Annotated in this window: 11 protein-coding genes; 7 read left to right on the forward strand and 4 right to left on the reverse strand. The window is 67.3% G+C overall.

What is annotated here, in order from left to right:
- Positions 1 to 89: 89 nt before the first annotated feature.
- From RT551_RS00075 to RT551_RS00100, 6 genes are all read left to right on the forward strand, one after another.
- Entirely contained in the window at positions 90 to 2459 is a 2370-nt protein-coding gene (locus RT551_RS00075) for a DNA translocase FtsK 4TM domain-containing protein (protein ID WP_313454919.1), read from the forward strand.
- 99 nt (positions 2460 to 2558) lie between these two features.
- Complete coding sequence (locus tag RT551_RS00080) at positions 2559 to 4487, forward strand: DUF3857 domain-containing protein (protein WP_313455037.1); 1929 nt, start codon at positions 2559 to 2561, stop codon at positions 4485 to 4487.
- A 91-nt stretch (positions 4488 to 4578) separates the two neighbouring features.
- Positions 4579 to 5217 carry an outer membrane lipoprotein chaperone LolA gene (gene lolA / locus RT551_RS00085; RefSeq protein WP_313454921.1) on the forward strand — a complete coding sequence of 213 codons (639 nt, stop codon included), beginning with the start codon at positions 4579 to 4581 and terminating at the stop codon, positions 5215 to 5217.
- Between the two features lie 150 nt (positions 5218 to 5367).
- Positions 5368 to 6648: a replication-associated recombination protein A gene (locus RT551_RS00090; RefSeq protein ID WP_313455039.1), complete on the forward strand. Its 1281-nt coding sequence runs from the start codon at positions 5368 to 5370 to the stop codon at positions 6646 to 6648.
- Positions 6645 to 7046 (forward strand): fluoride efflux transporter CrcB, encoded by a 402-nt coding sequence (gene crcB, locus RT551_RS00095; protein ID WP_313454923.1) that lies wholly within the window; start codon positions 6645 to 6647, stop codon positions 7044 to 7046. Before RT551_RS00090 ends, crcB begins: the two co-directional genes overlap by 4 nt.
- 41 nt (positions 7047 to 7087) lie before the next feature.
- Complete coding sequence (locus RT551_RS00100) at positions 7088 to 7360, forward strand: hypothetical protein (RefSeq protein ID WP_125359051.1); 273 nt, start codon at positions 7088 to 7090, stop codon at positions 7358 to 7360.
- On the opposite strand, the gene RT551_RS00105 is transcribed toward RT551_RS00100, so the two are convergent.
- The 4 genes from RT551_RS00105 to RT551_RS00120 form a co-directional block, all read right to left on the reverse strand.
- Positions 7284 to 9647: an ATP-binding protein gene (locus RT551_RS00105; RefSeq protein WP_313454924.1), complete on the reverse strand. Its 2364-nt coding sequence runs from the start codon at positions 9645 to 9647 to the stop codon at positions 7284 to 7286. The two genes, RT551_RS00100 and RT551_RS00105, sit on opposite strands and share 77 nt — an antisense overlap.
- Positions 9644 to 10303, reverse strand: a complete 660-nt coding sequence (locus RT551_RS00110; RefSeq protein WP_313454926.1) for a response regulator transcription factor — start codon at positions 10301 to 10303, stop codon at positions 9644 to 9646. The genes RT551_RS00105 and RT551_RS00110 overlap by 4 nt, the downstream gene beginning before the upstream one ends.
- A 148-nt stretch (positions 10304 to 10451) precedes the next feature.
- Positions 10452 to 11333: a LysR substrate-binding domain-containing protein gene (locus RT551_RS00115; protein WP_313454927.1), complete on the reverse strand. Its 882-nt coding sequence runs from the start codon at positions 11331 to 11333 to the stop codon at positions 10452 to 10454.
- Complete coding sequence (locus RT551_RS00120; RefSeq protein ID WP_313454929.1) at positions 11330 to 12301, reverse strand: WYL domain-containing protein; 972 nt, start codon at positions 12299 to 12301, stop codon at positions 11330 to 11332. Before RT551_RS00120 ends, RT551_RS00115 begins: the two co-directional genes overlap by 4 nt.
- Positions 12302 to 12417: 116 nt before the next feature.
- Here RT551_RS00120 and RT551_RS00125 point away from each other — a divergent pair, with 116 nt between their 5' ends.
- Positions 12418 to 13023 (forward strand): glutathione S-transferase family protein, encoded by a 606-nt coding sequence (locus RT551_RS00125; RefSeq protein ID WP_313454931.1) that lies wholly within the window; start codon positions 12418 to 12420, stop codon positions 13021 to 13023.
- The last annotated feature ends 18 nt before the right edge of the window (positions 13024 to 13041 follow it).

The raw sequence follows: 13041 nt of genomic DNA on the forward strand, positions 1-13041 counted from the left end.
AGGCAGGGCTTGCAGGGCCTTGCCTGAAAACTGCGCCGCAGTCGTTTATTATCAAGCACTAACAGAGTATTCCCAAGGTCTGGTCTAAGGTGGCGAAACAGGTCCCGGAGCGATCCAAGTCAACCGACAGCAAGGCGTCCTCGCGCCGGGCTGCGCCAGCGCCGGCCGCGGACAATCCGCGCCGCCAGCGGCTGTGGCGTGATCTGGGGCTGATCGCCATTGCCCCGGCGCTGCTGTATCTGGTGGCCAGTCTGTTCACCTATTCGGCGACCGACCCGGGCTGGTCGCATACCGGCAGCGTGGTGGCCCCCATCCACAACATGGGCGGCCGGGTCGGTGCCTGGGTGGCCGACGTGCTGCTGCAGCTGTTTGGCTACATGGCCTTCGTGCTGCCGATCGTGCTCGGCGCGTTGGCCTGGTTTGCGATGTTCGGCCTGAAGCGTGGCGAGAACGCCTCGGAACATGACCTCGACCCGGCGCTGCGGCTGGTCGGGTTGGTGGGCTTCCTGATTGCCGGCACCGGCTTCCTGCACGTGCGTCTGTTTACCGGCGATGTCGCCCACGCGGGTGGCATTCTGGGGCGGCTGGTCGGCAATTCGCTCAGTGCGGGCTTTGGCGCACTGGGCGCGAACCTGTTCGTGCTGGTGCTGCTGCTGGCCTCGATCACCCTGGCCACCGGGCTGTCCTGGTTTGCGGTGATGGAAAAGATCGGTCGCGCCATTCTGGCCATTCCGCCGCTGCTGGAACGCAAGAAGGAGCAGGCTACTGACTGGCAGCAGACCCGCGCCATGCGGGTGGAACGCCAGGAAGTGCGCAAGGTCGACGCCGAGGTCCGTGCGAAGCGCGAGCCGGTGAAGATCGAGCCGCGCCCCGAACCGGTGCTGGAAAAGAGCGACCGCGCCAAGCGCGAAACCCAGATTCCGATGTTCCGTGGCGTGAACGGCGATGGCTCGGACCTGCCGCCGCTGGCGCTGCTGGATGATCCCAAGCCGCAGCCCAAGGGCTATGACGAAGAAACGCTGGAGACCCTGTCACGGCAGATCGAGTTCAAGCTCAAGGACTTCCGCATCGAGGCACAGGTGGTCGGTGCCTATCCGGGCCCGGTGATCACGCGCTTCGAGATCGAGCCGGCGCCGGGCGTGAAGGTCAGCCAGATCAGCTCGCTGGACAAGGACATCGCACGCGGCCTGTCGGTGAAGTCGGTCCGCGTGGTCGACGTGATTCCAGGCAAGTCGGTGGTGGGGCTGGAGATCCCCAACGTCACCCGCGAGATGATCTATCTGTCCGAGCTGCTGCGCTCGAAGGAATACGACAAATCCGCCAGCGTGCTGACCCTGGCGCTGGGCAAGGACATCGCCGGCCGGCCGACCGTGGCCGACCTGGCGCGCATGCCGCACCTGCTGGTGGCCGGTACCACCGGCTCGGGTAAATCCGTGGCGGTGAACGCGATGGTGCTGAGCCTGCTGTACAAGGCCTCGCCGAAAGACCTGCGCATGCTGATGATCGACCCGAAGATGCTCGAACTGAGTGTCTACCAGGGCATTCCGCATCTGCTGGCGCCGGTGGTCACCGACATGAAGGAGGCCGCCAACGGCCTGCGCTGGTGCGTGGCGGAGATGGAGCGCCGCTACAAGCTGATGAGCGCGGTCGGCGTGCGCAACCTGGCCGGCTTCAACAAGAAGGTGAAGGACGCCGAGGATGCCGGCCAGCCGCTGATGGACCCGCTGTTCAAGCCCAACCCGGAGCTGGGCGAAGCGCCGCGTCCGCTGGAGGCGCTGCCGTTCATCGTCATCTTCATCGACGAATTCGCCGACATGATGATGATCGTCGGCAAGAAGGTCGAAGAGCTGATTGCGCGTCTGGCGCAGAAGGCCCGTGCCGCCGGCATCCATCTCATCCTGGCCACCCAGCGCCCGTCGGTGGACGTGATCACCGGCCTGATCAAGGCCAATATTCCGACCCGCATCGGCTTCCAGGTGAGCTCGAAGATCGATTCGCGCACCATCCTCGACCAGTCCGGCGCGGAAACCCTGCTGGGCCACGGCGATATGTTGTACCTGCCGCCGGGTACCGCACTGCCGGACCGCGTGCACGGCGCGTTCGTGTCCGATGAGGAAGTCCACCGCGTGGTGGAACACCTCAAGGCCAGCGGTCCGGCCGATTACATCAGCGGCGTGCTCGACGAAGTGCAGGTGATGGGCGATGGCGTGGTGGTCGGCCCGGGCGGCCTGCCCGAGGCCAGTGCCGGTGCCGGCGACGAGTCCGACCCGCTGTACGACGAGGCGCTGCGCATCGTCACCGAAACCCGTCGGGCGTCCATTTCCGGCGTGCAGCGCCGGTTGAAGATCGGCTACAACCGCGCCGCACGGCTGATCGAGGCCATGGAAATGGCCGGCGTGGTCAGTCCACCCGAGCACAACGGCGACCGCAGCGTGCTGGCCCCGCCACCGCCCAAATAAGCAGCCGGTTGCGCCCCATCGCAACCGACCTCTCCGGTAGCGCCGGCCGTTGGCCGGCTCTCGGCACCCCAAGGAACCCCGATGACGCTGAAGCAATGGATGATGCTGGCTGCTTTCTTTCTGCCCGTGGGGGCGAATGCCCAGGTACCGGCCCCATCCCCGGCCGCACCCACGCAGCCGTCCAGCGCACCCGCCAGCGACGCCCAGGCCAGCAACAACTACAGCTTCGTCCGCTACCGCGCCGACTACGTGGTGCGCCCCGACGCCGGCAATGTGCAGACCGAGGAATACGAGATCCTGCTCAAGACCAAGGCGGCGGTGGAGCAGTTCAGCCAGGTGCGCCTGAGCTACAGCGAGAAAATGGAAACGCTGGAGGTGCTGTCGGCTTACACCATCACCGCCGACGGGCAGCGCCGCGAGGTACCGGCCGAACGCATCTACACCCAGGAAAGCTATTCCAGCGCGGCTGCGGCAATGTATGCCGACCGCAAGGTGCGGGTGGTGGTGTTTCCCAATCTGGCCCCGGGCACGCGGCTGGTGTACCAGACCCGTCGCACCCAGACCCAGCCGTACTTCCCGGGCTACTTTGGCTTGTGGGAAACCTTCAGTGTGTTCAACCAGTACGACGACGCACGGGTGACCCTGACCGCGCCGGCCAGCCTGCCGATGTTCGTGGAGCAGCGGGGCGTGCAGGGCAGCACCCGCCCGAAGCGGCGCGGTGACCTGGCGCAATGGGAGTGGCGCTACCAGCGCAGCACGCCGATGCCGGTACAGAACTGGACGGCGGCCGCCTGGGAATTCAGCCCCACCATCATGGCCAGCACCTATCGGGACTGGTCCGAGCTGGCGCACGCCTACCAGGCCAAGGCAGGCGTGGCCGCGCAGGTGACCCCGGGCATCCAGAGGCTGGCCGACCAGATCACCCACGGCATCGACGACCGTCGCGCGCAGGCGGACGCGCTGTATCGCTGGGTGGCACAGAACATCCGCTACGTGGCAGTGTACCTGGGCAATGGTGGGCTGGAGCCGAACCCGGCGCAGAGCATCCTCGACAACCACTACGGCGACTGCAAGGACCATGTGGTGATCCTGGAGGCGCTGCTGGCCGCCCGTGGTATCGACAGCACGCCGGTGCTGATCGGGGCCGGTGGTGGTCCGACCTTGCCGGCGGTACCGATGCTGGGGCGGTTCAACCACGCCATCACCTACGTGCCCGAGTTCGATCTGTATCTGGATTCCACCAGCACCTATGCCCGCTTCGGGCAGTTGCCCGAGGGCGATCTCGGCGTCCCGGTGCTGCACACCCGCACCGCGGCGCTGGCGCGCACGCCGGCCAATGACAGCGCGCGCAATGGGGCCGGCTTTGCGGTGAGTTTCCAGTTCGACCGGGACGGGAACCTGCAGGGACGCACCGAACAGGACCTGCGCGAGGTCGGCGAAATCGGGCTGCGCGCCGCGTTCGCACGCCTCAATGCACAGAACCGCAGCCGGGTCGAGGAGTCGATCATGGCCTCGTCCGGGTTTGACGGCAGCGGGCAGCTCACCCTGCTCGGCGACCCGCAGGACCTCGGCCAGCGCTTCAACTATCGCTACGACTTCCACGCCCGCGACTATGTCGACTTCAGTGTGGTGGGCGGCATGCCGCTGCCGGATGCACCGGGCGGTGAGTCGTTCCGTGACATCTACAGCAACACCTCGGCCGAGCAGAACGCCACACCGTTCTACTGCAATGACAACCTGCGCGAGGAGCGCTACCGGCTGGAGTTTCCGGCCGGCGTACCGATCGTGGCGATTCCGCGCGATCTCGACTTCCGTAATGCCGCGGGCGAGTACCAGCTGCGCTGGAGCCGGGAAGGGCAGGTGATCGTGGCCCAGCATCGTCTGCACCAGCGCGCCGTGCGCGGGGCGCAGGCGCTGTGCCAGCCCGCCGATTACCCGGCGTTCCGCGAGTTGTACCAGCAGGTGCGACGCGGTTTCCGCGGGCAGGTGTTGTACGGCGACCTGCGCACGGTGCAGGCCGATCTATAATGCCGGCTGTCTGGTGGCAGCCGCTGCACCGCCCATTCAGCTTGAGCCGGGCACACTGCTTCCATCTTTCAATTCCGCCTGGATTACGCGCATGCAGACCTCTTTCCGTCGCCACCTTGTTGCTGCTGCCCTGGTCTGTGCCAGCGCCGTATCGGCCAGCGCCTGGGCCGGCGGGCGCGATGAGCTCAACCGCTTCACCCAGGGCCTGAAGGGCCTGGACGGTCAGTTCAGCCAGCAGGTGTTCGACAAGAACGGCAAGGTCAAGGAGAACACCAGTGGCCGTGTCGCGTTGTCGGCTCCGAGCCAGTTGCGCTGGGAGTATCAGAAGCCGCACGTGCAGCTGATCGTGGCCGATGGAAAAACCGTCTGGGTGTACGAGCCGGACCTGGAACAGGCGACCAAGCGCGTGCAGGGCCCGGAGGAGCAGAACAGCCCGCTGGTGGCGCTGGTCACCCCGGCGCTGCTGGACAAGCAGTACGACGTCAGTGAAGAAGCTGCGCCGCGGGATGGCCTGCAGTGGCTGTCGCTGAGCCCCAAACGTGAAACCGAAACCGCCTTCCAGTACGCCGCGCTGGGCTTCAATGCGCAGGGCCTGGCCCGGATGGAAGTGCTGGACGCGGTCGGCCAGCGCACGGTGATCAAGTTCAGCGGCTGGAAGCGCAATCCTTCCTTCAGCAAGGACACCTTCACCTTCACCCCGCCGAAGGGCACCGACGTCATCGGCGAATGACCCCGCGCTACGTCCATCCCGTAGAGCCGGGCTCTGCCCGGCTGCCATGTGCCGTCATACAATAAGGGCGTGGCCAGAAACCGAACGACATTCAATGGTCCCGATCTGCTGACCGTGGATCGTGACCACCTGCGCCCGCTCGCTGAGCGGATGCGCCCCCAGACCCTGGATGAAATGGTCGGGCAGAAGCGCCTGCTCGCACCGGGCAGTGCGCTGCGCCGCGCGGTGGAATCGGGGCACGTGCACTCGATGATCCTGTGGGGACCGCCCGGCTGCGGCAAGACCACGCTGTCGCTGCTGCTGGCGCATTACGCCGACGCCGAGTTCCGCGCGATCTCGGCCGTGCTGTCCGGCCTGCCCGAGGTACGCCAGGTGCTGGCGGAGGCGGCGCAGCGCTTTGCCGAAGGCCGCCGCACCGTTCTGTTCGTCGACGAGGTGCACCGTTTCAACAAGGCCCAGCAGGATGCGTTCCTGCCGCATATCGAGCGCGGCACCATCGTGTTCGTTGGGGCCACCACGGAAAATCCCTCGTTTGAATTGAACTCCGCATTGCTGTCACGCTGCCGCGTGCACGTGCTGGAGGCGGTTTCGCCGGCCGATGTGGTCGAGGCGCTGGAGCGGGCGCTGCACGACCCGGAGCGGGGGCTGGGTGCGGAACCGGTGCAGGTGAGTGCGGAGGCGCTGCTGGAAATCGCCACCGCCGCCGACGGCGACGTGCGCCGGGCGCTGACCCTGCTGGAGATCGCGGCGGAACTGGCGGGCGGCGACAACGGCGTGATCACCCCGGAGATGCTGCAGCAGGTGCTGGCCGACCGCACCCGCCGCTTCGACAAGGGCGGCGAGCAGTTCTACGACCAGATCTCGGCGCTGCACAAGTCGGTGCGCAGCTCCAATCCCGATGCCGCGCTGTACTGGTTGACCCGGATGCTGGACGGCGGCTGTGACCCGTCCTATCTGGCACGCCGCCTGACCCGCATGGCGATCGAGGATATCGGCCTGGCGGACCCGCGCGCGCAGAGCATGGCGCTGGAAGCGTGGGACATCTACGAACGGCTGGGCAGCCCGGAAGGCGAACTCGCCTTCGCGCAGCTGGTGCTGTATCTGGCCAGCACCGCCAAGTCCAATGCCGGCTATGCCGCCTTCAATATGGCCAAGGCCGAAGTGCGCGAAACCGGCACCCAGGAGGTGCCGCTGCACCTGCGCAACGCGCCGACCAAGCTGATGAAAGAGCTCGGCTACGGCAAGACCTACCAGTACGACCACGATGCCGAGGGCGGCATCGCGCTGGACCAGACCGGCTTCCCGGATGCCATGGGCGAACGCGTGTACTACGAACCGGTTCCGCGTGGGCTGGAGATCAAGCTGAAAGAGAAGCTGGACCGCCTGCGTGCAGAACGTGCGCAGGCCCGCGCCGCCAAGGGGCGGGGATGAGCCTGCTGCCGGGCGCGTGGTGGCAGCAGCTCGGGCTGGTCATGCTGGGCGGCGCGCTGGGCGCGTCGCTGCGTTTCATCATCGGCGACGCGATGCTGCGCCAGTTCGGCGCGGGTTTCCCGTGGGGCACGCTGACGGTGAACCTGATCGGGGCTTTCGCGGTCGGTTACGTGATGGTCTGGTTGCAGACCAAGGGCGCGGCGGCTCCGTACTGGCGGGCCTTCATCATCGTCGGCATCATCGGCGGGCTGACCACGTTTTCGTCGATGATGCTCGAGGCGGTGCTGCTGGTGCGCAATGGCCACGGCTGGGTCATGCCGGTGTATCTGGCGGTCAGCCTGCTGGCGGGCTTCGTGCTGGTCTGGGTGGGGGCCCGGGTGGCCGAATCCAGTGCCTGACGTGGTATCTTTCGCGCCCCCGTTTTTCCTCCCGATCCGTCATGCGTGATGAAGATGACCCCGGCACCCTGGAGCTGATGCTGCCGCGCAAGCGCGGTCGGCCGCCCACGTTCGGATACGCAATGACCGATGCCCAGCGGGCGGCCCGCTACCGTGCGCGCCGGGCCGGGCAGGCCGGGCACGCTGACGTGCGCACCTGCAGCGACATGGTGCTGCTGGACAAGATCCGCGCATCGATCACGGCCAAGGATCCGGAACTGACCGGGTTTCTGGTCCATGTACTGTGGCAGCGCTACCCGTTGCAGCTGAAGTAGGGCAGCTGCGCGTCAGCAGCGCCAGCGCCGGGCGCAGATAGCCCAGCAGGCGCTCCACCTCCAGCCAGTCGGCGGGTTCCTCAAGGTCCAGTTCGTGCAGGTCGGAGGCGATGCCCGCCAGCGACAGCTGCCCGAGCATGCGCAACACCCCGGCCAGGCGATGGGCGTGGTGGCGTAGACGGTTGCCATCGTGGGCACGCAGCGCTTCATTGATGGCCTGCTGCTCTTCCAGCACGGCCTGCAGATAGTGCAGCCACATCGGATCATCGTTGGCGGTCGGCGACGGGTCCGCAACGCCGGCGGCAGCGCTGCCCAGCCCCAGCAGTGACAGCAGCTGGCGCGTATCCAGGGGCTTGTACAGCACCGCATCCATGCCGCAGTCGCGACAGCGTTGCACGTGCGCCGGTGCGTCATTGGCCGACAGCGCGATCAGCATGGCGGGCGGGCGTTGTTGCTCCAGTTCCTGCCGGCGCAGCAGCCGGGCCAGGTCGTAGCCATTGATGTCGCCCAGCACGCAGTCCAGCAGCACCACCCCGCAGGGCTCGCTGGCCTGGACCTGCAGCGCGGCGGCCGCGTCGGCGGCGGTGCTGACCGATGCGCCCAGCGTCGCCAGCTGCCGGCTGACCACCGTGCGGTTCAGCGCATGGTCTTCGACCAGCAGCAGCGAACGTCCCGCCAGCGGCTGGCCAACCGGCCCGCTGCCGGGGGCTTCAATGACCACCGGCAGCAGGACCTCGAAGCTGCTGCCCTGGCCGGGCACGCTGCACAGGCTCACCTGGCCGCCCAGCGCTTTCACCAGGTCATTGCAGATCGCCAGACCCAGTCCCGAGCCGCCCACCCGGTGGGCCTGCGCGTCGTGCACCTGGGCAAACGGCTTGAACGCGGCGTGCTGCTGATCGAGCGCGATGCCGATGCCGGTGTCATGGACGCCCAGCAGCAAGGTGGCGCGCTCGGGTTCCAGCTTCAGCTCCAGCAGGATCTCCACGCTGCCGCGATCGGTGAATTTGAGCGCATTGCCGAGCAGGTTGTTCAGCACCTGGCGCAGCGCGTCGGCGTCCACCCACATGCGGGGCAGCGGGTCGGTGAGCTGCCGCACGGTGAGGGTCAGCCCTTTGTCCTCCGCGCTGGGGCGGTGGGTTGCCGCGCACTCCAGCGCCAGCTGCCGCATGTCCTGCCAGGCGAGGCGTGGCTGGTATTCGCCGGCGGCAAGACGTGAGTAGTCCAGTGCATGTCCCAGCAGCTGGCGCAGTCCGGTGCCGGCGACCCGTGCGGCATCGGCCAGCTGCTGCTGGCCTTTGTCCAGGCCGGACTGATGCAGCAGGTCCACCGAGGACACCAGCGTCTGCGCGGCGTTGCGGACTTCATGGCTCATCGTGGCGATGAACTGGGCCTGCTGGCGCTCGCTGCGCTGTGCGGCCAACTGCATGCGGCGCAGCCAGAACCCGGCCGCCAGCAGCGACAGCACGGTCAGGCCCATGGTCGCCAGTTCCCAGCGGAAATGCTGTGACAGCACGGCAAGCGAGGGGCCACTGAAGTAGGTGGCGCGGGTCCAGCGCTGCATCAACATCGCATGTTCCTGCGGGCTGATTGACCGCATCGCCTGATGGATCTGGTCCAGCAGCGCGTGGTCCTGCTGCCGCACCACCAGATGCAGGCTGCCGGGCAGATTGCCGGGCGCGCCGTGCAGCAGCAGGCTGTCGCCGTGATCGCGGCGCACCAGCGGCCGCATGGCCACGTCCAGCTCCAGCGCCACATCGGCAACGCCGGTTTCCACCGCCGCCAACGCCTCGCGCAGCGTGGGTACCGACATCGTCTGCAGGTTCGGGTGATGGCTGGCCAGCCACTCGGCGTAGCGGCTTCCGCCGATCACCGCGATGCGGCGCAGATGCGAAAGCTCGGGTGGGTTGGGGTGGGTGTGGCGGCTGGCCAGCAGGGCCTGGCCACGGTAGTACGCGGGCGAGGCGACCAGCGTGTTGCAGGGCGCGCCCTCCAGACCACCCAGCAGCAGCATCAGGTCGGCCTGGCCATCACACAACGCCTGCAGTGCGGCGCGCGCCGATTCCACCCGCTGCTCACGGAAGCTGAGCCCGGTTTCCTGGCTCACCAGCTGGGCGTAGCTGCTGACCAGATTCGCATCGCGCGCCGCCCGGGTTTCCGGGGTGAGCAGACGATGTTGTGACGGGTCGGCCGCCACGCGGATCAGGCGTGGACCGTCAGCAGCATGCGCGGACAGCGCCAGCAGCCAGGCCGTCAGCAGCGCTGCGGCGTAGCAGCGAACCGTGCTCACAACACCGCCAGCTGATGGCGCAGCGTGAACAGGTCGCGGTCGGTGCGCAGGCCCAGCTTGCGGAAGGCGGCGTGCTTCTGTGTGCTGATGGTCTTGATGCTGCGGTTGCGGACGGCGGCGATCTCGGTGACGGTCATGCCGCTCAGGCACAACTGCAGTACTTCACGTTCGCTGGGGGTCAGCCGGTGTTCTGCGTGCTCATCGCGATAGCCCTCCGGCAGGTGGATGTGGCCGGCGGCCACCCGGCCGACGGCGCGGGCCAGTTCCTCCAGTGACTGGCTCTTTGACACCACACCGGCGGCACCCGCCGCAATGGTGTTGGAGATCATCACATGGTGCACGTTGGCCGAGAACATCAGCAGCCGCACCCGCGGGAAGCGCCGGCGCAACATGCGCAGCAGCTCCATGCCCTGCAGGTCGCCTTCGGCCAGCGCGTAATCGATGACCGCCACATCGACGTGGCAGCGTGCCAGCGTGGCAATCAGTGCGCTGCTGCGTGCATGATTGCCGACCACCTCAAGCCGGTTGTGGTTGGACAGATGGACGCAACTGCCATGGCGGACCACATCGTGGTCGTCGAGAAGGGCAATCTTGAGAACGGACGGAAGACATTTTCCGCACACGGGACCTGGATGGCGCTTGGACAAGGGAGGCACGCAATCGTGGGATTTGCGCCATTCTTACTGCTTGAACGCGTCACAAGGCTCTTCTGACATCAGATTAGGATGATTCCTATAAGCGGGACAGGCGTGAGCGGCGCTGGACCGTCATCTGCCAGAACGTCGCTTTTTCAACCAACCGCGCTCAGCGCTGGCCGCGATCCAGCAGACGCGCGAACTGCGCGGCGAGATCCACGATGATCGGCTCGGCGGCCGGTCGATGCAGCAGCGCCACCTCGAAGCTGTCCATGGGCAAGAACCCCTGGCGTGCGCCGAGCACGCGATGGTCGCGGGTGACAGCGCGGGCGGGCAGCAGGCTGATACCCATGCCATCGGCCACCGCCCCCTGGATGCCGCTGAGGCTGGAACTGGTGAAGCTGATCCGCCAGCGCTTCCCCTGGCTTTCCATTGCCGCAATCAGCTCATCGCGGTACAGGCCACGCGGCGGGAAGGTCACCAGCGGCACCGGGTCTTCCTGCAGGCGCGGCGTGCGCGCACTGTCCACCCAGCGCATCGGCTCGGGCCAGCAGGCCATCGCAGGCCGGCTGGCGCGTCGCTGCTTGACCACGGCCAGGTCCAGCTCACCGTGGTCGAAGGCCTGTGCCAGGTCGCGACTCAAGCCGCTGGTCACTTCCAGTTTCACGTGCGGGTGACGGCGGTTGAAGCGGCCGAGCAGGGTGCTGGTGCGGCGGCTGACAAAATCCTCCGGTACGCCCAGGCGCACGGTGACCGCCACGGTGGCACCGGCCAGTACCTCGCGCATCTGGTCGTTGAGCGCCAGCATCTGGCGGGCGATGCCGAGCAGCGCATGGCCGGCATCGGTGGGATGCACATCACGATTGGCGCGCACCAGCAATGGACGCCCGGCGATGTCCTCCAGACGCCGGATCTGCTGGCTGACCGTGCTCTGGGTGGAGTGCAGCCGCGCCGCCGCCGTGGTGAAACTGCCGCAGTCGGCGACCATGACCATGGCACGCAGCAGGTCCAGGTCAAACAGCGTGCGTGGGGAATTGGCGCGGGCAGTCATCGCCGCTCAGCATACGCCACCCCGCGCAGCAGGCGCGCACTCGTGTCACGCAGATGCTGCTGCAGCTCCGGTGGGCCCAACACCTCGAATTCCACCTCCAGCATGATCAGCCAGATTTCCAGCAGCCCGGGGCTGTACTCGGCGCAGCGCAGCAGGCAGCTGTCCGCGTCGCGCGGCTCCAGTGCCCCGAGGCTGGGCGGCACCCGCTGTCGCATGGCGGCCAGCGGGGCACGCAGCACGACCTGCGCTTCAACGGCGTGACTGGGCAGCGCGAGAATCTGTTTGACGTAACGGCCAAGGTCGCCGTCGCCGGGTGACGGTCGTGGCCGGAAATGCACGCCGACCTGCGGTGCGGCGGTAATGCGGTCAATGCGGAAGGTGCGCCAGTCCTGGCGCGACGTGTCCCAGGCGACCAGATACCAGCGGCGTTCGGCCTGGACCACGCCTTGCGGTTCGACCTGCCGATGACTGCCGACGCCGTTGCGGTCGGCGTAGTCAAAGCGTAGCTGCAACTGGTCGCGGCAGGCGGCCGCCAGGGTGCCGAGCAGACCGGCATCGACCACCGGACCGCCGGGATGGGTCGGCACGATCGCGGTGCGCAACGCATCCAGGCGCCGTCGCAGGCGCAAGGGCATCACCTGTTCCAGCTTGACCAGCGCGGTGATCGCGGTCTGTTCGATGCCGCTGATGGTGCCGGTCACCGCGGTGCGCAGGGCCAGCGCGGCGGCCAAAGCCTCTTCGTCGTCCAGCAGCAGGGGCGGCAACGCCCTGCCCGCACGGAACGCATAGCCACCGGCGACGCCACTGCTGGCCTGGATCGGGTAGCCGAGCTCGCGCAGTCGATCGATGTCGCGGCGCAGTGTGCGCGCATGCACGCCCATCTCGGTGGCCAGTGCCGGGCCGGACCAGTGCGGCCGCGACTGCAGCAATGACAACAGGCGAAGCAGTCGGGACGAGGTGGTCAGCATGAGCGCAGGATCGCCACAATCGAGGACAGGAACTGTCCGCAATGGTCGCTAGCCTGTGTCCATGGTGCAAGCCCCGCTGGCGGCACCGCGACGTCCCTCAACACAAAGGAATGCACATGTCTTTGGTCTTCTATTGGCACCCAATGTCCAGCGCCACACCGATTGCCTGTGCGCTGGCGGAACTGGCCGTCCCCCACGACCGCGTCCGCATCGACATCCGCAATGGTGAACAGCGCACCCCCGAGTACCTGGCGATCAACCCGAACGGCAAGGTGCCCTGCCTGGTGGTGGACGGCACGCCCATCTTCGAAGCACTTGCCATCCACCTGTGGCTGGGCGCGCGCTTCGGCGTGGCCCAGGGCCTATGGCCGGCCGAGGGCACGCCCGAGCGCCTGCAGGCGATGTCGTGGTGCGCGTGGTCGTATGTGACCTACGGGCCGGCCATCAATCGACTGCGGCTGGCCAGCACGGAAGGTGAACTTGAAAACGCGGCGCACGCCACGGCCGCCCGTGCGCTGCTGCAGGAACTGCTGGACATCCTCGAGGCGCGGCTCAGCGCGCAGGACTGGATGGTGGGCGAGGCCTATTCCCTGGTCGATCTGGTTGTGGCGCAGGTGGTGGGCTACGGCGTTTACGTCGGTGCCCAGGTTGACGGCCATCCGGCGGTGGCGCGCTGGCTGGGCCAGGTGATGGCGCGGCCGGCCATGCAGGCAGACGCCTGAAGCGCATTTACACAATGA

The sequence above is a fragment of the Stenotrophomonas sp. genome, from assembly GCF_032103445.1.
Lineage (GTDB): Bacteria > Pseudomonadota > Gammaproteobacteria > Xanthomonadales > Xanthomonadaceae > Stenotrophomonas.